Genomic DNA, 26,745 nt, shown 5'->3' on the forward strand with positions numbered 1-26,745 from the left:
GCCTTATAGCTCGTCTACTGTAGCCCAAACTGCGGCTAGCATATCGTGACCAAACGCGACACTTCGTTCTGGAGACCAGCCGTAAAGTTCGTCAGCGTGACTGATGTGATCTTTAAATGGCATCTCGACGGTGTAAGCCAAACACTTGAATTGCTCACCAATCCAGTTTGTGCCAACTGTCATGTTTGCTTTGCCTGGTTCGTCTTTATCGTAACCAAATTCATCTTGGAACTCTGGCGTGATAGTGAGCAGTGCTTGCTTGAAGTGGCTCTCTAGCTTCGCGATGCGCTCGTTGTAAGAAGGTGTGCCTTCGCTACCTGCTACAAAGTTATATGGAATCGCTTCGTCGCCGTGAATATCTAGACACAGGTCAACGCCCGTTTCTAGCATACGCTCGCGAACAAGGAATACTTCTGGGCTGCGTTCCATAGAAGGTGATTGCCATTCGCGGTTCAGGTTTACGCCAATCGCGTTAGTACGCAGGTGACCGCGGATGCTGCCATCTGGGTTCATGTTTGGTACAACTCTGAACACAACGCTGTCTAGAAGAGAGCGACCAACCGTATCTGTTTCATCAAGTAGGCGTTGTAGCAGGCCTTCGATCAGCCATTCAGCCATCGTCTCGCCAGGGTGTTGGCGACCAATAACCCAGATGTTTTTCTTCTCTTCACTTGGCTCGCCGATGGTTAGCAAAGTGATGTCGTTGTTGTCTAGCGTCTGACCTAGAGTTTCAAGCTTACAAGCAGGGTGCGTTTGAGCATTGTGCAGAAGATCTTGGTGACGATCGTATGAGTACGGCGCGAAGTACGCGAAGTACATTGAATCGTGTTCAGGGATGATATCGAAGCTTAATGTATCGCCATCGAACTGAGATGGGATACGGAACCACTCTTCACGGTCATACGATGCAACCACATCGTAATCTTTCCAGCCTTCAGGGTAGGCAGATGTTGCCAATTGACCGATTTCAAAGTGGTGAGATTGTTGAGCTTCACTTTCTAAGCGGAAGTGAAACCACTGAGAGATTTCAGTTTGGTAGTCTGCTGGGATCGTCAGTTGAATGTTTTGTGGTGAATCTGCAGAAACGACGTGAATGTTGCCGCTTTCGAAATTGCTGAAAATTTTCATTGTAGTTTTTATCTCGTAGTTGAGTTGCCGTAAGACTAGCACACTTTTTTTCGAGCAAACCACTAACTAAATCGTAATGAGATGTTATTTCAACTATCTACTTTTTAGTTCTCTACTTTGAGCAGTACTTCCTATCTATCGACGCTGACAAGTTGTACACCCACGACAGGCTGAACGTGTGTGGCGATCTAACTTGCTGCGTTGAACCTTACAATAAGCGTTTTTCAGCGCTCTTCTTCCTGAGAACCAATCATCGGGTTTTGACAGGATCAGATAACCATTAAAGCGTTTCATAAGCTCGACTCTATTTTGGTCGATGAACTTGCTATCAAAGCCAATCTCAAAGTAATCAAGCGCTTGTTCGATGGCAGTGAAACTCGCTATTTTTTGTTGGAATTCTGTTTGGCTCATGGGAAGTAGGTTTCTGTTCTGGTGACAACTATTGTATCGAGTTTACGATTTGTTTTATTGATTTTAGTTATGACTTACCTGGGTTTGAATCGTGGGCTTTTTAAACTTGAAGTGATCTTTTTAACTCTTTGAGGATTATAGACAAAGTATTAAAAAACTAAGACAGGACAGAACCAATGAATCGAATCAATCCAAAGAAACTACTTCGCAGTAAATGGACGGCCGTTAGCCCTGTAAAGAAAGAAAAACACTTTATGGTCACAGAGGTAGAGTTTGAAGAAGGGGAGGTTATTCGTTGTTTGATAGAAGCGGTGATGACCAAACGAGAAGAAGACATCAATTGGCGAGAGCTTACTGATAATCAAAATTGGCTCCCAGGCTGGAAGTAGGGCTAGAAGCCTGTTTGATCAGAATCTGTTGTTCATGGTGAACTGCTGTTTATCGGATACTCGACGACTTCTGTTGCCAATATCTGAGCCCTTCAAGAACACCTTCCGCATGTGTTGCTCTACTCGTGTATACGTTGTCTCTATCCGATAGGTGAGCAACCTCTGGGTAATGGTTAGCAACCAGTATCGAGTTTACGCCTTCAATGGTGAGCATTGAGGTGTCGTTAGCTGAGTCACCTGCGACGCACACTTCTGCAACGCTCAAATCGTGTTGTTCGAGTAGGTGGTGAATCGCAGTCGCCTTGTTAACGCCTTTTGGTGTGATATCTAAGTACCAATCATGAGAGTAAGTAAGGTGAACATCTAATCCGTGCATCTCCAAGCTAGATTCAATCAGTTCGTGTTGAGGCTCTGAAAGCTTTCCTTCAAAGGTGATCTTGTAATCGCCTTGATGGTTTTCTATGCGCTCACCCATAAAATCAAGGGGTGCGAGAGCCGTCTCTACCTTTGTTTTGTTCCAAGAAGCTTCCAGTTGGTTATGCCAAACATGGTCTGGTTTTTGGGAATGAACATGATGAATTTTGGTGCCCACATCGCTAATAATACTGTGTGGCTTCGGGTAGTTATCCGATTCTAAACCCATTCGAATCGAAGGTAATGTTCTTCCTGTCGCGATGATAAAGCGAATATCAGGTTGTTCTGTGAGGTAATCAAATAGCTGGTTAACACCGTGAGATGAGCCTCCATCAAGCGTACCGTCAAAGTCACACACCAACATTTTTATCATTCGAATTCCTTGTCTTTTTCTCTATTTCGTCACGGGGAAATGCTTATTTCTTCTATAAAGAATGGCTCAGCAATGAGCACTCTACAAGTTGAAACCCAGCTTAGATAATCACCAATTGACAGTTTGCAGCAAGTATCACAGTTGGTGTGATGTATTAAAATTCTTGGTCTAAAAGTTTGATTTCAACTCGCTGACTTTAGACGGTTGACCTTTGGTTTTTAGGTAGAGATTGAGAGTCGATCTTATCCTTGTTACCGAGCGAACTTTCGCCTCGGAAACATCATGAAAGCTTAATAAATAGTTCGTATTCGAATTGTTTGTGCACGAACTAATTATGGCTTTTGTTGGTTCATTCAGCCTATTAATTACTCTAATGTAAAATTAATATTCAATAATCTACGACTAAGTAATACATAATGTTGGTAGTGCATCTGTCTAATTTATCCCTTTAATTATCAGTGGTTTGTTATATTTTTGCTTGTTTTTTGGTCTTGCTGTCACTGGTCTGGTTTCGGTCTGTCACCTTGTTTTACCGCACGAAGCTCCTTGATTTACATGTGCCAATTACTTAGAGTGCTAATTGTTTTTCGGGTTTAAATAACCATTTTTAAGTTTAAATAACTGAGAAAGGATTAGATTACATGGATCCCATACTGGAAGTTAAGGGACTGTACAAGGTGTTTGGTGAAGACACCGACCGTGCTTTTACAATGATTAATGAAGGCGCAAATAAAGATAAAGTTTTCGAAGAAACAGGGCTAACGATCGGCGTTAACGATGTTTCTCTTAGTATCCAAGAAGGCGAGATTTTCGTCATAATGGGACTGTCAGGATCTGGCAAATCAACCCTAGTACGCCTTCTTAACCGCTTGATCGAACCAACCAAAGGCAATGTGCTTCTTCGAGGCAAAGACATTGCCCACATCTCAGAAGATGAACTCCGCGAAGTTCGCCGCAACAACATCTCGATGGTTTTCCAAAATTTCGCTTTGATGCCGCATATGACGGTCATCGAGAATGCCGCATTTGGTCTAGAGCTTGCGGGTGTTGAAGTTGAGCAACGAAAGCAGTCAGCACTTGAAGCACTTGAACGTGTTGGCCTTGGCGCATATTCAGAATCTTACCCAGATGAGTTGTCTGGTGGTATGAAGCAGCGTGTTGGTTTGGCTCGTGCACTAGCATGTGACCCAGATATCTTGTTGATGGATGAAGCGTTCTCGGCGCTCGATCCTTTGATTCGTACTGAAATGCAAGATGAGCTTATTCGCCTTCAAAATGACGATAAACGAACCATTGTTTTTATCTCGCATGATTTGGATGAAGCGATGCGTATCGGTGACCGAATTGCGATTATGCAAAATGGCGAAGTGGTTCAAGTCGGTACTCCAGACGATATTCTTAGTAACCCAGCGAATGATTATGTCGAAGCTTTCTTCCGTGGTGTGAACGTAGCAAGCGTACTTACTGTGAAAGACATTGCGCGTAAGAAGCCAGCTGCGGTATTTAAAAAATCAGAACACGATGGCCCAGCGTCCGCTCTACAAATTTTGATGGATAACGACCGCGAGTACGGCATCGTAGTTGAGAAGAGCAGCCGTTACTCCGGCATTGTCTCTATCGACTCGCTTCGTAAAGCCCACAAAGAGAACAAATCACTCATCAGCGCACAGCTCGATGATGGACTAACGCTGAACCCTGATTTACCAATCAATGATGTGCTTGGCCTAGTTGGTGGTGTGCCTTACTCAGTGCCTGTTGTGGATGAGCAAGGTAATTACTTTGGCGTGGTGACTAAGTCACGACTGTTACAAACATTGGATAAGGGGTAGATCATGTCGTCTGAACAAACAAATAATGACCCATGGTCTCAATCGGCTCCTCCAGCTCAACCTGCAAGTGATCCTTGGGGTCAATCCGCTGATACCTCACCGTCAGCGGATTGGTTAAGCAGCGAAACCGTTGAAGCGACACCTTTTGATCCACTGAACCCTTTTGCAGAGGCAGTTTTGCCTGTCGACACTTGGGTAGAGTCTGGACTGAATTGGTTAGTTGAGCACGGACGCCCATTATTCCAGGCAATCCGTGTGCCTATCGATTTTATTCTAAGTTCATTTGAAACGGCGTTGGTGTCTACGCCAGCCCCATTCATGTTGATCATTCTGTTTTTAGTCGCATGGCAGTTTTCAAACTTGAAGCTTGGCGTTGCAACGGCCGTATCTTTGACTTTCATTGGCCTGATTGGTGCTTGGTCTGAAGCAATGACCACACTGTCACTGGTCATGACATCCGTATTCTTTTGTCTATTGATTGGCTTACCCATGGGTATATGGCTCGCCCGAAGTAACACGGCAGCCAAATTCGTGCGCCCAATTTTGGATGCTATGCAAACCACACCAGCCTTCGTTTATTTAGTACCGATCGTAATGTTGTTTGGTATCGGTAACGTTCCGGGTGTAGTAGTGACCATCATATTCGCACTTCCTCCTGTTGTGCGTTTGACCATCTTGGGTATTCAGCAAGTACCGGAAGAATTGATCGAAGCGGGTCACTCATTCGGTGCAAGCAAAAAGCAGATGCTTTACCGAATTCAACTGCCACTTGCATTGCCAACTATCATGGCGGGCGTGAACCAAACACTGATGTTGTCGCTATCTATGGTGGTTATCGCATCAATGATTGCGGTAGGCGGTTTAGGTCAAATGGTACTGAGAGGTATTGGCCGTTTGGATATGGGACTGGCCGCTGTTGGTGGTTTAGGCATCGTTATCTTAGCCATCTTATTAGACAGAATCACCCAAGTACTGGGTGTCAATGCTGGTAATACAAAATTACGCTGGTATCGCATGGGACCTGTTTCCCTTGTACTGAATGTACTTAATCGCGGTAACAAATCAGAACTTCAATTAAGGAAAAACACCAATGAATAATTCATGGAAGAGTAAACTCGCAGTAAGCATCGTTTCTACATTAGCGGTATCGACTAACGTGTGGGCAGCAAGCCTACCGGGTGAGGGCGTATCAGTTCAGCCTGTTCAATCGTCTGTAGCGGAAGAGACGTTCCAAACATTGATCGTTAACCGTGCTCTAGAAGAACTGGGTTATGACGTGAAATCAACTCAAGAAGTGGACTACAACGTAGGCTACACCTCGATTGCAAAGGGTGACGCAACGTTCCTAACGGTAGGTTGGTTCCCGCTTCATGCTGATAAATACACAATGGCAGGTGGTGATGAGAAATTCTACCGTGAAGGCCAATATGTAAGCGGCGCTGCTCAAGGTTACCTAATTGATAAGAAAACGGCTGAAAAGTACAACATCACCAACATTGGTCAATTAACTGATCCAAAAATCGCGAAGCTGTTTGATGCGGACGGTGATGGCAAAGCAGACCTAACAGGCTGTAACCCAGGTTGGGGTTGTGAGATGGTGATTGAACACCAACTTTCAGCGTTCAAACTGGACGATACGGTAACTCACAACCAAGGTAACTACGCTGCAATCATTGCAGATACAATTTCTCGTTACCAAAAGGGTGAATCAATCCTTTACTACACGTGGACACCTTACTGGGTAAGTGGCGTATTGGTGCCTAACGAAGATGTAGTTTGGTTAGAAGTTCCTTTCTCAGCACTTCCTGGCGAGCGTTCGAACGTGGATACGACGCTATCTAACGGCAAAAACTACGGCTTCGAAATGAACTCAATGCGCATTATTGCGAATAAAGAGTTTGCTAAGAACAACCCATCAGCAGCGAAGCTTTTTGAAATCATCAAACTTAACATCAATGATGTAAGCGCTCAGAACATGATGATGAGTAAAGGTAAGAACAGCTCTGCTGATATCGAAGCGCACGTAAACGGTTGGATCAAAGCGAACCAAAGCACGTTCGATGGTTGGATTACAGAAGCGAAGAAAGCAGCACTGTAACTTTGACTTGTATTTGTTCTGTCTTACCAGACACTTTGATTTGAAATGATGAGCGTGTTGAGTGATTGTGTAGAGTCACTCAATCACCTTCAAACCAAGTGAAAGGGCGACAAGAGTGAACATTATAAAGCCAGCAGTCCATTTGGATTGCTGGCTTTTTGTTTTCTGTTTCTATTTTTGAGCTTCTAGCTGTTAATTACAGCTCTAGTGTTCGCCTTGAACTTCGAAGTTGTCGCTGACTAAGCGAGCGCAGCCATCGGCTTCAAGTGCCCAGTGTTCATGATGTACAACGCCAAACGCTTTGTTCATTGTCCAACTCGCGGTAAGAATGTAACCGCCGTCTGGGTGCTCTTCCCATTTTACATCGGTGTAATCAACGTCTTTGAAACCTTGGTCGATGATGTTTTGCCAAAATGCTTGAATCGCTTCATGACCTTCAAAAGTACCAAATGGACGCGCTTCCATTACACAGCTTTTAGTATATTGATCGGCACAACCTTTCGCATCTTGGTTGTTGAAAGCCTTTTGCCACGCGTTAATGCCTTGCTTACATGCTTCTAAAATTTGGTTGTCTAACATTGTCTTTCTCCATAACAGTCTTGTTGTTTCGAGCACTGTTTTTTTTATTTGGTATTTCGATAAGTTGAATTGAGTTTAGTCTTGGAAATTGATTTGAAAAACAGAGATAATAGAAAATACTGTTTGTAAAAAGAGAACAATAAGATGAGTAAGCTAAAGCAGATGTCGATTTTCGCTCATATCGTAGAGCAGGGTTCAGTCTCGGCTGCGGCTGAAAAGTTAGAGTTGTCTAAATCTGTCGTCAGTCAACATCTCAAAATTCTAGAACAAGAGTTAGGCGCCTCTCTCCTTAAACGCACAACACGAAGACAAACTTTGACAAGCATGGGTGAGCGCTTTTATTTGAGTTGCAAAGACATCAATGTGATCGCTGAATCGGCTTGGGATATGGTAAAAGCCGAGCTAGAAGAGCCACAAGGCCGGATTCGTATCACAGCTCCGAATGCCTTGATGGATTTATTGGTAGCGCCTGTTATTGCCGAACTGATGAAACAATATCCGAAGTTAAAGCCAGAACTGATAAGCGACGATCAGCATTTAGACTTCATGGAGCACGATATTGATCTCGCGGTACGAGTGGGCAGTTCTCGTGACAGTAACTTAAAGCAGAAGAGGTTAGGTGAGTTTAAAGATGTGTTATGTGGCGTTGAAAGCATGCGTGAACGTGAGCTTGAATCGATTCCTTACATTGCAAACTCTTGGCAGGGAAAGCAGGTGACTCATCATTTTAGTTCTCAAACTGAGCAGGACTTTGTCTACCAACAGCAAGCTAGTTGCGTCACCAATTCGTTCCACAGTTGCCTTGCACTGATTAAATCAGGTGTTGGTATCGGTGTGATTCCAGATTTCTGCATTCCTCAGTTATTTGGTGATGTTGTCGACGTGCTGCCAAGCTTTGAATTACCCACCAACACGGTTTATGCGCTAAATCCATTCGCTTCAAATACGCCTATCGCCATCAAGCTGTGTATCCATGCGTTGGAAGAAAAGCTTAAGCAGAATTTAGTATAAGCTTTCTATCGTTGGCAAAATCCGGTGCTTAACCATATTTACTAATAAAAGAAATAACATGTTTATTACTCAGTAATTCGATCTTGTCGATAGTCAGTACGCAATAGCGGTAGTTTTTGTTTTTGAAGGTGATGTTCGACTTTTGTTCTGTTGGTTCTGAAAACTTCCATATTTCAAATCCGATGTTCTTCATAAGTTCCAATGCACTTGGGTTCTTTATGATCATGGAATACTTTTTAATCTTAGTATTTCTTGCAAGAAGCTTCATATCGGAAATCAGGTTCGCAATAGATTGTTCACGCTTCTCAGAGTGACCGCTAACCACAATGTAATTTAAGTTATGATTAGAATCTAAAGAGCAGGCTTGCTTAATATGTAGATGCTTATTTTGGTATTGCTCGAATACCTCTTCGTTGAAGAAAAAACCTAGGCTATGACTAACAATATCGCCATTAACATTGACCATTTTTCTGCCATGCGCCTTTTTTTCACTGCAATAGAGAAACAGGTCGATAGCATCAAGGGCTGAAGGGTCTACCTTTGTATATTGTGAAATCAGCTTTATTCTATCTATTATTGCTTTGTCATTCTGATCTGTCATCAATGGCATGATCTGACAGTCGCAGCCCTCTTCTATTTCCCCTTTAGTGATAGACGATATTCGGCTTTGAAACGAAAAGAACCTCTCACGAAGGAAGTCTTCAAGTAATGCACTGTCTTCGTTATCTTCTGAATCAAAGGATTTCAACGTTGTATACAAGTCCAGACCAAGGCAGTCCAATAGCTTTAGGGCTTTGTAATTACTTGGCTTTACTTTGCTATTTTCCCATCGATTTATCGTTACGACATCTACAGAGCTGAATTCATCATCTAAGTGATTAATGTATGCCGCAAAATCCTTTTGCGTTAACTTCAATTTCTTGCGCGCTTCGCGCAGTAATTGCGGAAATTTCATCATGGTAGAATATTCATCTTTGATTAGTGACATTACGTTCCGATTCGTCAGATAGTCTATTTTATCAATCGTTAATATACAGTAGCTATAATATTTATTTTTGAATGTAATATTACATTTTTTAGCAGAAGGTTCTGAAAATTTAAATACTTCAAACCCCACACTCTTCAAGAGTCTCATCATATTGGGGTCTTTTACTAAAACAGAATATTTTTTAATGTTTTTGTTCTGAGAAAGTAACTGTATATCTGAAACTATATGCTCAATAACATGATCTTTTGTCTCTGAGTGTGAGCTTATATTAAAATAATTTATGCTTTTGCTTGAATTTAAAGAGCAGGCCATTCTTAGATCTAGCTCTTGAGTTTTTAATGTCTCAAATTGATGGTCTTCAAAGAAAAAGCCTACGTTGTGACTCACAATGTCGCCATCTACATTGATCAGTTTGTGACCATGTGCTTTTTTCTCACAGTAATAGAGATATAAATCAATTTGGTCCAGTGGCGATATATCTACTTTTGTGAATTTAGAAAGTAGTTTGATTCTGTCGATAACGCCAGTGTCACATGGCTCTGACATTAAAGGCAGTGACTTAAAGTTGCGTTCGCCTTGTTGTTGATTCAGGCCTGATAGAGCTGAAATTCTACTTTGAAATGAGCCATAGGATTCGTTTAAAAACAGTTCGATTAGTGTGTCTTTTTGTTCGGACTTAAAGCTCTTTATTGTCTCAAACAAATTTCCGCCAAGGTGCTGTAAGATCTTGAGTGCTTTGTATGTACTAGGCTTTACCTTACTGTTTTCCCAACGATTTATCGTTACGACGTCAACCGCATTAAACTCATCGTCCAGCTGATTTAAGTAGGTTGCAAACTCTGTTTGTGTAAATTGAAGTTCCTTTCTGAAGTTACGTAACAACTGTGAAAACTCACTCATTAAAACATTAACCTTCTGATAATTAACTCAATGTCTTGATTCTAGTTTAGACATCGGATTCTCTATTTAACATCTTCAGTAATTTGTTTTTTACGGATGTTAATTGTTCGGATTATTTGAACTGTATGTTGCGCATGTCCCTAACAGGCTAAGTGCCAAATTAGTGACGTCAAATCTATGGCTTTTTGCCTAGACACTTGTCAATCTACTGTGAAGTGCGCGTTAATGTTCAGATACAATCTTGCCTTTTTCTTATCCATTCTATTGTTTCCATTTGCCTCCTATGCGGATACAACGGGTCTTGTTATGGATCTGTCTATTGACAGCGTGTCTTACGACAACGACCAAGAGATGGCTTATACGCTTGTTTTAACGAATGAGTCGGATAAAGCTATCGCTGAGTTGGACGTTAAAGATGAGCTGTTAAATATCTTAACGACAGATGACCAAGGAAATAATGCTAACGCGTTCTCGCAAGTTTCGACTCAAGCGCAATCCTCCTTCCTGTCATCTCCAGGTGATTACAGTCGCTTCGGAAACTTAGATGCATCAGGTGTGCGTATTGCGGCTGGTGGGTCGGTGACCTACACCATGGTCGCCACCGTTTCTGCTGACGCAGCCGGTACGATTGATAACGTCGCAAGTGCGAGCACTGGACTATTGGATGCTGTTGAATCAAATACAGAATCCATTCAGCGTGGTGTGTACCAACATGATGTTGTTGTTTCAGTCGATAAGACGAACTATCAACTCAATAACAAACTCACCTACAAGATTGAGGTTTCGAACACTGGCGATACGTTTATTCAGACGATCGACGTTCAAGATGTCATTTCAGACATAAAGGCACTCAATATTGAAGGGGCTTTGCAACAAGCCTTTACTGACAACGTTAACTCAGTAAGCAAGGTTGAAGGCAGCAAAAGCGATCCAGGCACCTTCGCCGAATCAGGGGACTTATCAGTAAGTGCTGCGTCGATTGATATAGGCGGTTCTGTGACTTACGAAATTAAAGCGACCGTTGCCGACAATTTAGTCGGCGACATCGTTAATGACGGTATAATCGCTGAAACACGCGATGACTTGGTCACAGTTGATGAGGTTATCACTCCACCCACTGAGCCTAGTATCACCCTGACACATACCTTGAACCAATCGGATAACTACCTAGTCGACGATGAGTTTTCCTATACGGTCACGGTTGCTAATCAAGCAAACACTGGTATCGCGTACTATTATTCGGTTCAGCAGTTTCTTGCGGATCTTGAAACCGATCTAGGTAACGATGTCAGCAACGAAAAGAACGCAACTGACACGGTTGGTAACCCTTACGATTTTTGGACCAATGAAGTGACCTCGATCGGTTCTAATAGCCTTTCTGAACTCAATGCATCTGGAAAGGAGTCCAACAAGTCACTAGAAGACAAAGTGTCTATCTATCCCGGTGAGCAGATTGTTTATTCCGTTGTGGTGGACGTTAGCCCTGTGTCTATTGGTCAAATTCCCCAAGTTGCAGCCCGAGTGGTTGATGCTGATGGCCACGCAGATTCTGGCGATGCTTTGGCCAATATTCTCGATTCGAAAGACGTTCTGACGACGTCATCAAGTCAAATTACACGTAATAAGAACACCACAGATACGACTTATGTTCCGGGGATAGTCGGTGATAACGAAGTGGTCTATGACATTGTTATTTCTAACAAGGACACAGAGTTCTTCGCCAACGATATCGAAGTTGTCGATAAATTTGCTTGTATCGTGACAGAGCAAGCGGATGGCTCTAATGCTTCAGCATTTTCCGAGTGGAAGCTTGAAGTCGCTGATAGAAGTGGTGAAGGATCGAATTATGGTTCATTTAATTACAATACTTGGACAACAAACGACATCAATTTGAAAGTCGACCTCGCACCTGAGGGCTTCGTTCATTATAAGCTGACCGCAAAAGTGGCAGACACCAGTGTGGGGCAGATTGTTGATGATGGTACCGATGCCGGCTTGTGCTTAGGGGATAACTTAGGCGAGTCGGGTTCTGGCGTCCAAATGCCAAACTCGAAATTAAAGGTCCAAAAGGAAGTGGATTCTCGTTACTACTCAGCTGGCGGTACCCTGAACTACGACATCACGGTAGAGAATAACGGTGACGGCTATGCGATTGATATACCGGTTTATGATGATTTAGTCTCTGTCATGACTCAGTCTATTAATGATACACCGACTAAAGCGTATTTGAGCTGGATTATTACTGCGAAATCTTATGCCTCTGACGGCTCAATTTCGACAAACAGTGATCCCGGCTTTACTGATGACATAGAAGGTAATCAGAAGAATCAAAAGATCTTAGATGTGAAGGCAAAGCTAGCTCCACACGATAAGATCGTTTATAGCATTGCCGCGATCGTAAACCCCATTGCCGATGATGAAATCCGTAATGAAGTGACGGTTGACAGCGTACTTTATTCCGATAGAGGCTCATACCCACGAGATTACTACTTAGTATTGGATAAGCGTGTTGATGGTCATGACGAACAAAACGCGTATACCGACACCACCAATACTGTCACTTATACGATCAGCATTACCAACCCAGCAGGGAACGGTTTCGCCTCTAACATCAATGTTAAAGATGAAATCAGTACCATAGAAGCAGAGTTACTTCACGAGCCGGGTGAAACCAAGCCCGTGTTCTCTTCGTGGACGATCAGTGCAGAAAGAGAGGCAGACTCCCCGTGGGTGAAAGCCGTGACTGACCCTGGATCGTTCTCGGATAACAATGATCTGGATGCCACCGCTCAGATCCCGCCAGGTGCGACGATTACTTATACCATTGTTGGGACACTCGATCGCAGTGTCGACAGTGAGATTCTTTGGGGAGCATTCACCAATACCGCAACAGTGACGGGACCAGATACTAATCTATCGGATACGGTACGTACCTATCCTAGCGAGCCGAATCTTGTAGTCGCTAAGACCGCTCAAAATACCGACTTTGTTGTAGGTGAGCGCGCTACGTTCGATATCTATATCTATAACCGCGGTGTTGGCTATGCAAATGACGCAACGGTACAAGATAGTATTTCAGCGCTTAACTTCTTTAATAGTTGGACAATTGTAGGTTCGACCAACACAGATAAACCGGGTTCTCGTTACGGTGACATTGCTAACGACACTGACATCGATACCGACGTTGATATCACTCCCGGAGGGTGGGTTCACTATGAGGTGAGCGGCATTGTTAAGTCTGACTATGAAGAAGAACAAGTATCGAACCGTGTTGATGTTTACGATCCTATTACAGACCGTGACCACAGCTCTTCCGCTCAAATAGATAACTCACACAGTACCTATGACATCAATGTTTCATTAGCCAAAACGACCGATGTTGTCCGCTACACGCCGGGTGAAGATCTCACCTACACCATCGTTATTGGCAATAACAGCGACACTGATGAGACCGATCTTATCTTCATGGATCGCCTGAGTGAGATCACTACTACGCTAGCGAATGATAAAGATGGTGAAGTAGAAGATGTTCTTAATCAAAACCCGTTTGACTATTGGTCTGTTGATACTGGCTCTGGTTTCGGCCCTCAAACGACTGAAGATGTGGAGTTCCCAGTTTCAATTCCGGCCAAAGACTTTGTCACGGTGCGTATTAAGGCGCATGTCAAAGACAATGCGGTATCTAACGGTGTAGCGGACAGAGACGGCGGCATAATCCGCAACGAAGCCGTGCTGATTCATGATGATAATGCCGGTTGTACTGACGATTGTGAGTATGCCAAACGTGCCGTGGCTGAAAACCATCAGGTACATAATAACGGCGGCGTTGTTCGCACTACTAACATTAACCGCTACTCTCCGGGAGATGAGTTGACTTATACCATTAGGTACAACTCTCAAGATGGACATGGTTATCGAAACAACGTAGACGTTAACGAACTGATTAATGACATATCAGTGGAGCTACAAGATGGCAATTCAGGTAATCCATTTTTCGATGATTCGGTAGGTTCAAACAAGTTTACGGTGGCGGTTGCTAAGAGCGATCCTGCGAACGCGGGTACAACAGATGGTACCAAAGACGGTGATGTTGCGAACGACACTGACATCGTAACCTCGATTGATATCGATGCTGGCGAAGACGTGACTTACACAGTAACAGGTACCGTAAGACCGGATGCGGTCGGTGATATTCATTATCGAGATACCGTCGTGATTCCCGATGGCTACCATTTAGATTTTGATAAAACGACTGATGAAGCGGTGTACGAGCCCGCTCAAACCGTGACCTATCACTTAGTGATTGAGAATGACGGCAAAGGTAACGCTCACGATATTCCAATCGTCGATAACCTCGAAGATATTACGGTCAGCTTAGTGGATGGTAATACAGGACCAGCGTATTCAGATTGGACCATCACATCGATCGCAACTGGAACTGATTCTGAGTATGTGGATGCGGGCGCAGGTGCTGGCAATGTTTACACATCAACCAACAGTAACCTAAATGTTGAAGCCGATATTCCGATGGGCGCTAAGCTTGAGTACCAAGTTGTCGCGACCATCAATGACAAAGCCAATGGCGATGTTGTTAACGTTCTAACCGTCGATGGCGACACGATATCTCATAATATTTCGCAAACTGGTCGCAAAATTGATTACGAAAAAAACATTCTGGCTTACTACGACACGGATGGTAATGAGTTGGTTGGTGCTACCAATTACATGCCTGGCGGCTACATCGAGTATGAAATCCTAATCGAGAACATCGCATCGGCGCACGTTGATGACATTAGCCTGCGTGATGATATCGACCAGATAACGACTCAATACTACGATGGAACTCGCGGTTCGGCGTTTGATAGTTGGACGATTGAAACTTTCGCTGATGGATCGGGGATTTCAGATCCTGATTTAGATAACTCGATTAAAGACAATCAACCGATTGATACGCACTTTGATATATCGGCAGACAACTTTGGCGGTGTAGTATTGTCATCGTTTGTGCGTTACGTCATCAAGGCCAAAATCAGTCCGAAAGCAGTAGGTTCTTTCACTAACCGAGCGTACATCGATGAAGATGACGGAAATGAACTAATTGCCGTATCTCCACCTGCAAAGATGGCTGAGCCTGAAATTTCGTTCTCTAAGAAAGCATTTTATGACGCAGGCCTCTCCTCGGCAAAGACTGAGTATTCTCAAGTCGCTGGTGAAAGTGAGGTTTACTACCGAGTTCAAATTAAGAACACGGGTAATGGTATTGAGTATGGTTCTCGCCTTGAAGATACTATTTCTGCAATTCAGACTCGCATTGCAGAAGATGCCTCGACGTCTGGCACTGACCCTGTCGGCCAGCCATTTTTATCTGGTTGGGAAGTGCAGCTAGAAAAAACGGCAGCGGTAGGTTCGATTACAGACGCGGTTGACTTCGTTTCTGGTAATAACGTCAATATTGATAACGACATTGTTATCGCGCCTCAAGAAAGCCTAACGTTCACCATCCATGCTGAGATTCGTGAGGATGCGTTGGGCGATATTCAAAACAAAGCGAATTATGACGGTAAGGTTCGTACTGCGACTCTAATGCCACTAGGAAATAATATCAGTGTTGAAAAACGCGTGGTGTCGATTAACGGCAACCCGTTCAATGATGGGGATACCTATCTGCCGGGTGACGAAGTTGAGTATGAATTTGTGGTCACTAACACTGAAAACGGTTGGGCGAATGATATTCAAATCAAAGACACGGTAAAGGATATCCAAGTTGAGGTTATTGGCGGAACAATGGAGTCTGCCTTTGTTTCGGGCGATATCATTCACGAAATCAGTAATGGTATTGATGCCAACGTCGATACCTATGTTCCTAGCTATAACCCAAACAATAACCTGAATATTGAAACCGATATTGCCGCAGGTGAAATACTGACGTTTAACTTAACGGGTGTTATCCGTGATGACGCTTTGGGAACTATCGAAGCCAACCGAGTGACGGCAGAAAATGAGTCTGCGACGTCAGAAACTATCCCACCTCAAGAAGCTGAGCTCGACTATTTCAAAACCTTGGTTTACACCGATGGTGAATCGGCTGGTTGTTCAGTTCCTTCAAACGATGGCAGTAGCTGTACCTACGCACCTCGCGGGGATGTTGAGTATCAAGTTACGCTAGAGAATACGGGTGATAGCATCGCGAATGACGTGAGTGTTATCGATGCTATTCATACCATCAAAACCGAAGATGGTGATGATGCGTTCTCTGAATGGACCACCGCGATTGCTGTGGAACCTGTTGGTTCTTATGACGTACGAGGTAACTACAACGGCAGTGCACCATTGAATGCAACTGTCGACCTTCGCCCAGGTGAGCACATTGTATTTGACGTGAAAGGCAGAGTGTCTACGTCAGCGACAGGTACCATCACCAATACAGCACAAGTGAATGGCGATAACACCAACGATATTGTCCTCAACCCTGGCCGCTCGAACATTCTAGTTGATAAGTGGACAGATACACCTACGTACGTACCTGGTGGAACGGTGAATTACTACATCGATATTACCAACGATGATGTGGATTCTGGCCTGTTTTCAATCCGCGACATCATCAGTGGCTTCGAAGTCGAAACTGTCGATGGTTCGATGCAAACCGCACTCACGGAGTGGAGCGTCGATTACGATGTGCTTTATAACTCGGCGCCGTCAGACCCTGACGCTAATGACTTCTCTGAGCTTGATAAGCTAGTTGGTCAAAACAGTCCAGACATCGATTTACCTGTTGAATCGATCAAGATTGCTGGGCGAGACGATGCCGGGACGGGTGGTGGTGATAAGTACACAGCTGTCCGTATTCACGTTCAAGGCAAGGTTCGTGATGATGCGATTGGGCGCTTTACCAATACGGCTTATCTACGACATGGTTTGGACGATTCGAAGATCGCTCGCTTACGAGAAGGCTTTATCACTCCGAAGTCGGGTCAATTGGTTCTAACCAAAGAAACGACGCCAATTGCAGAACCTGATGCTAAGTATCAACCGGGTCAACCTATCTCATACAAGATCACCGTGGCTAACACAGGTGAAGGTTACCTTGTCGATCAAGTCCTGACGGATCGCATCGATACCATCATGACAGAGGTGGCTAACAGCCCAGATCAAGAGCAAGCGTTGACAGGTAATTGGATCATTAGCGACGAACAGCTTGATGGCAGTGGCGATCCAGCCCTGAACGCTCGCAAAGATGTGGTTAATAACGCACAGGGTTATAGTGCGACTTACAGCATTCACCCGGGTGACAGTTATTCATTTGTCGTGACCAACACTGTTAATGATAAGGCCAAAGGCGAGATCACTAACGTCGTTAAAGTTGATAGCGACGACGGTGAGCACTCTGCAGACGCGACCTACATTCCAGAAGATGCGCAAGTTGAGATCACTAAAGATGTCGATAAAGCAGAGTACCTTCCGGGAGAAACACTTCAGTACACCGTGACTGTTAAGAATAACGGCTTAGGTTGGGCTGAAGATGTTGCTATTGAAGATGCGCTGAAGTCGGTTGAAACCACGATTGCAGGTGGTACGACTGAACAAGCTTTTGACCCTGCTTCAATCCAAATATCGGCGGTATCGACAACCGGTGAAACCCCAGTACCGGATGCAACCCGTGGTGAAGACCTTCATGAGACGCTCGATATTGCGCCTCAAGACAGTATTGTTTTCACTATTCAAGTTGCGACTAATCCGTTGGCGACAGGCGATATTACTAACATCGCATCAGCGACCTTTGACGGCACAACATTTGATGACAGTGCTACCAGTACACCAGTGTTGGCGACGGTTTCGGTCAAGAAGACGGTTGATACGCCATCGTATGAAGTAACCAAGCTGATTAACTACGACATCACCGTAACCAACAGCTCTGATGCGTTTGCATCTGGTGTTCAACTTCAAGACATCATCAGTGACATTCAAGTCGACACGACCGCGGATAAACAAGAGTCGGCATTCCTACTATGGGAAGTGAGCTTTGACGCCTCGGATGATCGCTCTGTTGTCACTCCCAAGACGTTCGACTTGAGTGAAGATATCGATGTGAGTATGGATGTGGCGCCACAAAGTACCGTGACATTCCATGTTAAGGCGTTGATTCGTACGACGGCGATTGGCGATATCAGTAACACGGCAACCATCACTTATAACGGAACACCACAAGACTCAACGGTAGTCATGACACCGAAAGACTCTGAGTTTGTTGCGACGAAAACTAACGTACAAACCGAGTATGAGCCGGGTGGTGAGCTGGAATTCTTGATTACCATTGAAAACACCTCTAACAACTACATCAGCGATTTAAGTGTTGTCGATGACATGAGCACGATAGAGGTGGGCTATTACGATGGTACCACTGGGCCTGCTTTTGTTGCTGGAACCACTTCTTTGGTTGTTGAGTCAACCACGGTAGGAACGACGACGGAGCAAATTAGCCCGATTGAGTACAGTGTGGATATTGCACCGCACGGCACAGTTGTGTTCCGCTCAAAAGGCACCGTAGTCGATACCGCGACCGGACACATCATTAATACTGCGCAAGTAGATGGCGGCGATGTTATCAGTCCTCCAGTTCAAACAGTTGCGGCTGTGGTTCAAGCTGAGCTGTTTACCGATGCCCCGTATTACGTGCCGGGAGAGCAGGTTGAGTATCACTTAGTGGTGCAAAACATAGGCCGAGGTATAGCCAAAGATGTCGCGCTTTACACCCAGTTCTCTGAATCCATGGGTGATCATATTGATGGTAATTTTAGTAATGCGTTTGATGAATGGACACTAACGGCAACATCAGAAGGGGCTGAAACTCAACCTGGCACCTTTGATGACGACAAAGACCTGTTCACCTTGGTCGACATATCGCCGGGCGGCAAGATTGATTACACGTTCACATTGACGGTCAACGAAGACATGCTGACTAATATCGATGTGCTTGGATACTACCTCGACTTAACTGGTAGCCCAGCGATGCGCGCTCGTTCTAAAGGCATGTTGGCCTCTGAAACCTCGATGCAGGCATTGGCAGATCAAGTATCTGCTTTGGATTTGCCGCCAGTGGGTGCTGATTTGGTTGTTGAAAAACGTTCTGATAAGCCTGAATACACCGAAGATGACGACAGTGTCACTTATTACTTAGCCGTGACCAACAACGGTCAAGGTAACGCGGCTAATGTTCGTCTAACCGATGAGATCAGTGGACTACAAAACAGCACAGGTAATAAAGTCTTTATCGATTGGACAATTGAAGGTGTGGAAGTCGACGACTCAGGCGCGGTTATTCAGCGTCATTCTTTCCCGTCGAATAAAGACTTAGACACTACCGTTAACCTGAAATCCAACAAACGAAATGCTTACGCGTTTGAGGTCGTGGGTACGCTAGGTAAGGGCTTGGATGACGACATTACCAATACCTTTACGGCGACCGAATCTGACGGTACCGAAACCAGCGACAGTGTAACTACTCATATCAAGAAGATTCCTGATAATTCTGGAGAGTTGGAGCTGACCAAGTCTGCGTTGCAAGATACCGCGCAAGTGGGTGATGCGGTTGAGTACGAGATCATCGTTGAGAACAACAATGAATCTTACTTTAAGAACGTGACTGTGGAAGACCGTTACCCAGGTGGTCTGAAATACATCGTGGATACATCAGAAGTTGTGCTAAGCGGCATTGATGGTGAGTTCGGTACGGAAGACGATCAGGTTATCTCTCAAGATCCATCAGATACGGGCAAGTTAATGTTCACATCGTTGAACTTTGATCCGGGCGAGAAGCTGCGTATTCGTTACTTATTGCGTGTCTCGGTAGGTGCCACTTTTGGTGATTACATCAACACCGCAGTAGCGAAGGTTGATGGCTCGGCTGTTTCTAATGAAGACACCGCCAAAGTGACCATTGAGCCGGACAAGGTGTTCGATACCTCATCGATCATCGGTAAAGTTTTTGAAGATCATAACAAAGATGGATTCCAAGCTGATGCAACCGCGTTTGATGTTGAGCTAACTGCGAACTTAGCAACACAAGGCTACATCGCTGATTCGACGCACATCATTCGTGATGGTCAAGACGTTGCTATTCAAGATGGTGCGATAACCACTGCACTTGAACAAGGTTTGGAGCTTGGTGACCTTTGGGGACATTCAGTGAACCGAACACTGCCAGAAACCAGCAAAGTGGTGATTCAATTTAAAACTCGCACACAGCAAAGCTTTGATTTCTACGTCACAACCGATGCGGGCTCTCGTATCGAGTTCGACACACAAGGTCAGATTCAGTTTAAGCATGAATCGGACAAGAAAAAGGGACTGAGCGCGGAAAACCTCAACGTAACCAGAAACCTGTATCGCGATGGCGAGGATTACCTGTGGGAAATCGTTATCGAGAACAAAGGTATTTACGAAGATGGTATTCCGGGCGTTAAGTTGATGACGGTTGAGGGAATCGTTATTTACACAGACCAGTACGGTCGTTACCACGTGCCCGACCAATGGGTACTCAATAAGAAAGGTAAGAACTTCCTCGTGAAGTTGGACACTGATTCGCTCTCCACCTCCATGGAAGTGGTGAGCGAAAACCCAAAAGTGTTGCGAATTACCCCGAACAAGCTCACCAAGTTCAACTTTAGCGTTCATCGCAAAGACCAACAAAGTGAACAGAAGTAAGCCATTGGAACCGTAACTGGAAATTGTATGAAAGTATTTAGTAAGTCTCGTTTAGCGACGTGTGTGTTAACGGCCATTCCTGTGATGGCGGTAGCGAAAGACACAGGTAAGCTTGAAAAACTCGGTTCTGAGACGACTGGCATTGAAATCACCAAGCCGAACCAAGACCAAGACAGCTCGCGTATTTACTTAGAGCAAGGCGCTATTTGGGCAAGCCGTGACATCACTCGCTTTGACCCAGTATTAGATGTCAGTGTCAGCGATGAATTAGAAGTCGAACAAGGCACACTGCGTGACAGCGTCGGTTTCACCATTACCACCAACTACGGTTACTACATCAAAAAGTACCAGTTGGAAGTGTACCGAGTGGGTGACTTTGGTCTGTCTGAGCCAATCGCTGTGCTTGAAGGCGATAAACTGGCGAACGACTCTGACATCAATTGGGATGGTCAAACTGATGTTGATTATCAGTTTGAGGTCGGTGAGCAGCTGATGTTCCGCCTAAAAGCGTGGGACAAAGATGGCAACATGGATGTGACCACCGTTGGTGTGACTGACTTAGTTAAGCCGGACTCTGAAGTCGATATCGACCGAAACGATAACGACGATGAAGAGAGCAAAGGTAAAAGTTACGGACAGGCAAAGCTGATGCGTCACAACATCCCGACCAATGCGGGCTTAGCCAAGTTCATTGGCACCGGTTTGAAAGGCGTTGATAAAGTCATCATCGGTGAAGATGAATTTGATGTCGAAGATGGCAACTTATACGCAGAGCAGTACTTACCAACAGATTCCTACATTTTCCCAACCAAGGTTGTGTTTGATAACGGTGATGAACGTCGTTACAAGCTTTACGTTCGTATTCCAGATACGTACTACGCACAAACTGGCTTGGCTGATCTTTATGTTGGTAAGAATAATGTGTCTGGTAATAGCGATGCATTAAGTGTCGATGACCAGTACCAAGATGACATCTACAACCAAGGTCGCTTAGCGTACTTTGGTCAGGGTAAATTTGGCGACAAACTTCGTGTAACGACTCACTTTGATACGCGAGAAAGTGAAATCAAAGACATGTTCAAACATCCGTTCGCCTCCGACGATTCGGATGTGTTCGATATCCTCGAAGACGACGATGAGCTTTATTACGGTAACTATGGTGACAGCTCAAACATCGAAAAAGTGGTCAACACCAAAGGCAAGGTTTACCTCAATGTTGAATACGATAAGTCTCAATACTTGTGGGGTAACTACAACACGGGTTTAACAGGCACCGAGAACAACGATTACAACCGTAGCCTCTATGGTTTCAAAGCCGATTATCGCACTCGCGATACTACACAATATGGTGAAGATCGTTTGAACGTGGTTGGTTTTACCGCAGAAGCAGACTCGTTGTATGCACACGATGAGTTCTTGGGCACAGGCGGTTCTCTGTACTTTCTTCGTCATGGTGAAGCGGTACCGGGAAGTGACAAAGTTTACGTCAAAGTAAAAGATGAATCTGGCCTAGTGCAGAATGAAATCCCACTTGAGCCGGGCGTCGACTATGACTTTGACCCGTACCAAGGTCGAATTATTTTGACCAAGCCACTCGACAACATCCTATCCGACAGCTTTGGCAGCGTGATTGAAAACGGAGACGACTACGAAAACTTTCTGGTTGTCGACTATGAGTACGTCCCACAAGGTTCAGATTCATTAGATGCGATGTCTTACGGTGGTCGTGCTAAAGGTTGGATCAACGATTACGTTGGTGTTGGCGTGACGTATGCGACTCAAGAAAAGGACAACCAAGACTACGAGTCTTACGGTACGGACTTAACGTTGCGTGCAACAGAAGGTACCTACATTAAGGCTGAGTTTGCACACAGTGAAGGCAGGCAAACCGAGTCGAATTTCGTCTCTACCGATGGTGGTTTAACCTTTACGCCCATTGGCGATACGTTAGAAGATCGCGAGGGTGACAGTATCCAAATAACGGCTGTGACTAGCCTTTACGATCTTGCTCCAACCATCTTTGGTGCCGTTGGCAATGACCTTAAGCTTTGGTACCGAGACAAAGACGCGGGATACAGCTACGCGAGCAGCAGCGATGATCTAGAGCAAGAGGCATACGGTGCTGAAGTTCGTTTACAAGCTACTGATCGCTTGGCGGTTCTCTCTCGCTTCTCGACCAATGAAGAGCGCGATGTCGATGGTAATCTAGAAACAGATACTGAAACGATTGAGATCGAGACTCAAGTCAAAATCACCGAGCACATCAAAGTTTCGGCGGCAGGGCAACAAACTGAAGAGCTTAACCAAAACGACGAGCACAGCGATGCGACCTTAGCGGGCGTGCGTTTGGAATACATGTGGGACAGCGAGAACAGCGTTTACGTTAAAGGGCAAAAGACCGTCGATCAGTCGGATGACTATGATGAAAACGACAGCGCGTCGATTGGCGCTGAATTCCAAGTGTTGGAAGACTTGTCTCTTGGCGGCGAATACACCGATGGCGACCGAGGCCAAGTAGCAGAAGCGACTGTGACTTACGATGTAACCGATGACCACTCAACCTACGTAACTTATGTAGATGATAACTACGAAGGTCAAAACAACGTGATTGTTGGTCAGCGTGCAGACCTGACTAGCAGTGTCGATTTCTACCAAGAGAACCAGTTTGTTGATGAAAACGACGGTCATGGCCGTATCGACTCGTACGGCTTTGGTTACGACGTGACGGAAGATGTCGAGATGGGGATCGGTTATCAGCTTGGGGAAATTAAAGATGACGAGAACATCACCACAGAGCGTGAATCTATTAGCTTCAATGTTTCAATTGACCTAGATGACATCACCCTAAGCCACAAATTTGAATATCGAGTGGATAAGAGTGAAGACGACCCTGACATCGCTCAGCGAGAACTGCAACAAATCGTGACGACCAACCGTTACACGCATCACTTAACGGAAGAGTACACGCTATTTGGTAAGTACAACTACTCCATCACCGAAAGCGAAACCACGGGCGAAACCATGGCGCAATTTACCGAAGCCACTGGCGGCCTCGCGTATCGTCCGATCTACAACGATCGACTCAACTTACTGAGCCGCTACACCTACATTGCAGATTTCGATCAACTGGATCGCGATGTGGATTATCAAGACGAAACCAGTCAGATCATTGAAGTTGAGGCGATCTATTCGATTGACCAACACTGGGATATCGGTACTAAGTACGCCCATAAAGACAAACAGCAAGCTTTTGAACGAGCATCTGGTTCGAATGAGCTGGTTAAAAGCGATATCGACCTATACGGATTAAGCGCTTCTTACCGTGTGATGAAAGAGTGGGATGTGACGGGTGAATACCACTGGAAAACAGACACACTCAACGATGAGCTAGAACACGGTGCGTTAGTTTCGGTGAACAAGCACATTGGCGAGAACTTCAAAATGGGGGTTGGTTATAACTTCTCTGCGTTTGATAGCGATCTAACCAATGATGACGACTACGACGCATCCGGCGTGTTTATTAACTTAGTCGGTAAGATCTAAGCATGCCCCAAAGTAGGTTGAAAGTTAAGAGTTGAGAATTTAAAGTGACAGTTAAGAGTAAGATGAAAACAATTATTTTCCTAATAAGCGCAGTGATGAGTACGTTGCTGCTGTCCGGCTGTGCAACCGACACGTACGTGAGTCAGGAGAACCGAGACAAGTTTGCTGGCATCGATGTGTCTAAGTTTTTAATCAGCGAGTGTTTGGCGCCAGATCGTGAGGTGCACATCGCCATCGCAGAGCATTTTGCGTTTGATAAATATCAATTACGCGACCTCGATAAGATCAACTTGGATACCTTTGTTAAAGAGATCAGAGGCCTCAAAGGGCGTATCACGATTGTCGGCCATACTGATTACAAAGGTTCTCTGGAATACAACGAACGTCTTTCACAGCGCCGTGCTAAATCGGTCGCAGATTATTTGAAAGGGCAACTAGACCCAACGCAATATGACTGGGAAGTGAAACATCTTGGTGAGACTCAACCTCTTCTGTTTGGTAAGACAGATAAAGACCGAGCGGAGAACCGCCGTGCATTTATCGTGTTTGAAGAAGCTCAGAAGTACGAAGAGATGCCTTTCTGTGAGCCGCCAAAACCAGAACGTAAAGTTTATATGGCAATGACGCCGCACTTCGATTTCGATAAGTCAGTACTCAAGCAAGAAGACCTAACACAGTTAGATGACTTCACAACTAAGTTGAGCGGCCTGCAAGGTAGCATAATGGTGGCAGGGCACACCGACCAAGCGGGTTCACTTTCTTACAATGAAAAGCTGGCAGAGCGCCGCGCAGAAACGGTGGTTGAATACCTCAAAACCAAACTCGACCCTAAGCAGTTCATCTGGGAAGTGAAGTCATTTGGTAAGTTGCAGCCTGCGATTAATGAACGCTCTGAAAAAGCCGATGCATTAAACCGCCGCGCGTTCATTGTGTTCAAAGAATCTGATATTACCGCCGAACAGCAAGCTCTTGCTGGCAGCGAACAAGAAGCGGTGAGCAGCGAGAGCGATTAGAGTTCACCGAAGAATAACGAATAGTTGCCTTTACAATAAAACGCAAAAAGCCCCATACGTTGGGGCTTTTTGTTGCTCGCTCTACGGATTAAGTCGGGTCGAAGATCTATTCAGATGGCAAATTTTGCTTTAACTCTAAAAGCATTCGATAAGCACTTTCGCCAGACATTTCGTACGGGTTAAATTGATCAGATGTTGAAAACTGTAAATTAACCAGTTCAGTTAGGCTAGATTGTGGAATATCACCCATAGACCAATCACCAAACTGCCTACAATCGATCTCTTTGAAATATAAAATCATGACGTTTTTGTGTCGCGTGTCATTCAAGATATGATTGTAAGTATGGTTCACTGCGGTTCTCGAACCTTCAATACATTGCAGGAAGTACTTATCATTGTGGCTTAGAAGGCCTGTTAAATGGCTTTGCTTATTGCGGTCGTGTGAAATCTGAAGAATGTCGTTCAAAGCCTGAGAATCGCAACTTTCACAGAGCGTACTGACATAAATTAACCGAGTTAGGAACACAGGCATCATTTCGAATTTTTGTACAAAGGGTATTAATAAATATAAGCCAAGTTCATGGAATTGCGAGTCATTGATTTAATTGTCACTCGGTGGCTTTTGGAAGAGAAGAGGATGGGGATGAAGTAGAAAAGGGCAGGTTGCAAGATACGCTAAAATGACTCGAATGTTGGCCATTCAATTATTTTAGCGACCTGCTTGTGAGCTCGTTAGTTGTTTAGAGTTGAAATCGATTTAACGTTAGAAGAGGAATCAAATCGAACGTTGACCAACACATTTTCACGTTCGAAAGTCACATCATCAAAGTCAGTCGTTGCGATCTTAAATCCATTTCTTGCGAATAAACTCGTCACCGTTGTTCGTTGTTTCTGTTCCATACCGCATGTCAGTAGTTCGTTCATCGTGATCTTCATTAGGTAACCGTGTGCATAGTGTAAGCGTACAGACTCTACATTATGAGATCAATTGCTTAATCGATAAGCTATATTGATATGTTCAATTGAGTGATTCAGGTATTTAAAAGCCGGATGGATAGTGGGCAAGGGAGTTATGCGACCTATGACAAGTGGAGCGTTATGTGACCACTGTTCAGCATTCCTTGAACACGAAGTTTGTCGCAAAAATCGCGTTGAAATAAGTGGTTACAAAGCAGGAGGAATTATGCCCGCCGTTTGGTATGTTTGGTCGGTTATTGGAAATATTATCGGCCTATATCTCACTTAACTAAAGTACATCGATTTACGATGAGTAGACTCCTCAATAAGCCTTCTTTTTATTTGAATTTTATATGCTAAGTGGCGTTGTTATAATTGTTATTAATTGCATAGGCTTGATTTTAATATTGG

15 protein-coding genes are annotated in these 26,745 nt (G+C 44.5%); 8 read left to right on the forward strand and 7 right to left on the reverse strand.

Annotated features, from left to right (window positions below; all coding sequences use genetic code 11):
• Positions 1-3: 3 nt before the first annotated feature.
• Together AB4623_RS22845 and AB4623_RS22850 are read right to left on the reverse strand one after the other, a co-directional pair.
• The gene (locus AB4623_RS22845) at positions 4-1,128 is read right to left on the reverse strand and encodes a M14-type cytosolic carboxypeptidase (protein WP_017060330.1); all 1,125 of its coding nucleotides are present in this window, start codon (positions 1,126-1,128) and stop codon (positions 4-6) included.
• A gap of 135 nt (positions 1,129-1,263) precedes the next feature.
• The gene (locus AB4623_RS22850; RefSeq protein ID WP_102333174.1) at positions 1,264-1,539 is read right to left on the reverse strand and encodes a nitrogenase-stabilizing/protective protein NifW; all 276 of its coding nucleotides are present in this window, start codon (positions 1,537-1,539) and stop codon (positions 1,264-1,266) included.
• 176 nt (positions 1,540-1,715) lie between these two features.
• Between AB4623_RS22850 and AB4623_RS22855 the strand changes: the two genes are divergently transcribed.
• Entirely contained in the window at positions 1,716-1,928 is a 213-nt protein-coding gene (locus AB4623_RS22855) for a TIGR02450 family Trp-rich protein (protein WP_029236446.1), read from the forward strand.
• A gap of 49 nt (positions 1,929-1,977) precedes the next feature.
• Here AB4623_RS22855 and AB4623_RS22860 read toward each other — a convergent pair whose 3' ends face one another.
• On the reverse strand, positions 1,978-2,715 hold the full coding sequence (locus AB4623_RS22860; RefSeq protein WP_372147419.1) for an HAD-IIB family hydrolase: 738 nt from the start codon (positions 2,713-2,715) through the stop codon (positions 1,978-1,980).
• A 641-nt stretch (positions 2,716-3,356) separates the two neighbouring features.
• Between AB4623_RS22860 and proV the strand changes: the two genes are divergently transcribed.
• Genes proV through proX form a run of 3 tightly spaced genes read left to right on the forward strand, consistent with a single transcriptional unit; the run spans position 3,357 to position 6,642 of the window.
• Entirely contained in the window at positions 3,357-4,544 is a 1,188-nt protein-coding gene (gene proV, locus AB4623_RS22865) for a glycine betaine/L-proline ABC transporter ATP-binding protein ProV (RefSeq protein WP_017067805.1), read from the forward strand.
• A 3-nt stretch (positions 4,545-4,547) separates the two neighbouring features.
• Positions 4,548-5,642, forward strand: coding sequence for a glycine betaine/L-proline ABC transporter permease ProW (gene proW, locus AB4623_RS22870; RefSeq protein WP_372056734.1), 1,095 nt, complete (start codon positions 4,548-4,550; stop codon positions 5,640-5,642).
• Positions 5,635-6,642: a glycine betaine/L-proline ABC transporter substrate-binding protein ProX gene (gene proX, locus AB4623_RS22875; RefSeq protein WP_017065372.1), complete on the forward strand. Its 1,008-nt coding sequence runs from the start codon at positions 5,635-5,637 to the stop codon at positions 6,640-6,642. The genes proW and proX overlap by 8 nt, the downstream gene beginning before the upstream one ends.
• Positions 6,643-6,846: 204 nt before the next feature.
• Here proX and AB4623_RS22880 read toward each other — a convergent pair whose 3' ends face one another.
• Positions 6,847-7,221 carry a nuclear transport factor 2 family protein gene (locus tag AB4623_RS22880; protein WP_372147420.1) on the reverse strand — a complete coding sequence of 125 codons (375 nt, stop codon included), beginning with the start codon at positions 7,219-7,221 and terminating at the stop codon, positions 6,847-6,849.
• Positions 7,222-7,365: 144 nt separating this feature from the next.
• On the opposite strand from AB4623_RS22880, the gene AB4623_RS22885 reads away from it, so the two are divergent.
• A complete protein-coding gene (locus AB4623_RS22885; protein WP_017065956.1) occupies positions 7,366-8,232 on the forward strand; it encodes a LysR family transcriptional regulator in 867 nt (288 codons plus the stop codon).
• Positions 8,233-8,260: 28 nt separating this feature from the next.
• On the opposite strand, the gene AB4623_RS22890 is transcribed toward AB4623_RS22885, so the two are convergent.
• Entirely contained in the window at positions 8,261-10,120 is a 1,860-nt protein-coding gene (locus AB4623_RS22890) for a helix-turn-helix domain-containing protein (protein ID WP_372147421.1), read from the reverse strand.
• A 306-nt stretch (positions 10,121-10,426) separates the two neighbouring features.
• Here AB4623_RS22890 and AB4623_RS22895 point away from each other — a divergent pair, with 306 nt between their 5' ends.
• From AB4623_RS22895 to AB4623_RS22905, 3 genes are all read left to right on the forward strand, one after another.
• Positions 10,427-20,821 (forward strand): hypothetical protein, encoded by a 10,395-nt coding sequence (locus tag AB4623_RS22895; RefSeq protein WP_372147422.1) that lies wholly within the window; start codon positions 10,427-10,429, stop codon positions 20,819-20,821.
• Between the two features lie 27 nt (positions 20,822-20,848).
• Complete coding sequence (locus tag AB4623_RS22900) at positions 20,849-24,364, forward strand: hypothetical protein (protein WP_372147423.1); 3,516 nt, start codon at positions 20,849-20,851, stop codon at positions 24,362-24,364.
• A gap of 62 nt (positions 24,365-24,426) precedes the next feature.
• On the forward strand, positions 24,427-25,377 hold the full coding sequence (locus AB4623_RS22905) for an OmpA family protein (protein ID WP_372147424.1): 951 nt from the start codon (positions 24,427-24,429) through the stop codon (positions 25,375-25,377).
• A 106-nt stretch (positions 25,378-25,483) separates the two neighbouring features.
• Here the strand turns inward: AB4623_RS22905 and AB4623_RS22910 are convergent, their stop codons facing one another.
• On the reverse strand, positions 25,484-25,903 hold the full coding sequence (locus AB4623_RS22910; protein ID WP_017067227.1) for a BLUF domain-containing protein: 420 nt from the start codon (positions 25,901-25,903) through the stop codon (positions 25,484-25,486).
• A gap of 206 nt (positions 25,904-26,109) precedes the next feature.
• Positions 26,110-26,301, reverse strand: coding sequence for a hypothetical protein (locus AB4623_RS22915; RefSeq protein WP_372147425.1), 192 nt, complete (start codon positions 26,299-26,301; stop codon positions 26,110-26,112).
• Positions 26,302-26,745: the final 444 nt, after the last annotated feature.

Origin of the sequence: Vibrio sp. 10N.222.52.C12 (genome assembly GCF_041474215.1) — a bacterium.
Taxonomy (GTDB): domain Bacteria; phylum Pseudomonadota; class Gammaproteobacteria; order Enterobacterales; family Vibrionaceae; genus Vibrio; species Vibrio crassostreae_C.

Coding starts and splice junctions, on each gene's coding strand:
- AB4623_RS22845 (WP_017060330.1), bottom strand. CDS start 1,128: ATGAAAATTTTCAGCAATTTCGAAAGCGGCAACATTCACGTCGTTTCT.
- AB4623_RS22855 (WP_029236446.1), top strand. CDS start 1,716: ATGAATCGAATCAATCCAAAGAAACTACTTCGCAGTAAATGGACGGCC.
- AB4623_RS22880 (WP_372147420.1), bottom strand. CDS start 7,221: ATGTTAGACAACCAAATTTTAGAAGCATGTAAGCAAGGCATTAACGCG.
- AB4623_RS22850 (WP_102333174.1), bottom strand. CDS start 1,539: ATGAGCCAAACAGAATTCCAACAAAAAATAGCGAGTTTCACTGCCATC.
- AB4623_RS22890 (WP_372147421.1), bottom strand. CDS start 10,120: ATGAGTGAGTTTTCACAGTTGTTACGTAACTTCAGAAAGGAACTTCAA.
- AB4623_RS22895 (WP_372147422.1), top strand. CDS start 10,427: ATGGATCTGTCTATTGACAGCGTGTCTTACGACAACGACCAAGAGATG.
- AB4623_RS22900 (WP_372147423.1), top strand. CDS start 20,849: ATGAAAGTATTTAGTAAGTCTCGTTTAGCGACGTGTGTGTTAACGGCC.
- AB4623_RS22860 (WP_372147419.1), bottom strand. CDS start 2,715: ATGATAAAAATGTTGGTGTGTGACTTTGACGGTACGCTTGATGGAGGC.
- proW (WP_372056734.1), top strand. CDS start 4,548: ATGTCGTCTGAACAAACAAATAATGACCCATGGTCTCAATCGGCTCCT.
- proX (WP_017065372.1), top strand. CDS start 5,635: ATGAATAATTCATGGAAGAGTAAACTCGCAGTAAGCATCGTTTCTACA.
- proV (WP_017067805.1), top strand. CDS start 3,357: ATGGATCCCATACTGGAAGTTAAGGGACTGTACAAGGTGTTTGGTGAA.
- AB4623_RS22905 (WP_372147424.1), top strand. CDS start 24,427: ATGAAAACAATTATTTTCCTAATAAGCGCAGTGATGAGTACGTTGCTG.
- AB4623_RS22915 (WP_372147425.1), bottom strand. CDS start 26,301: ATGAACGAACTACTGACATGCGGTATGGAACAGAAACAACGAACAACG.
- AB4623_RS22885 (WP_017065956.1), top strand. CDS start 7,366: ATGAGTAAGCTAAAGCAGATGTCGATTTTCGCTCATATCGTAGAGCAG.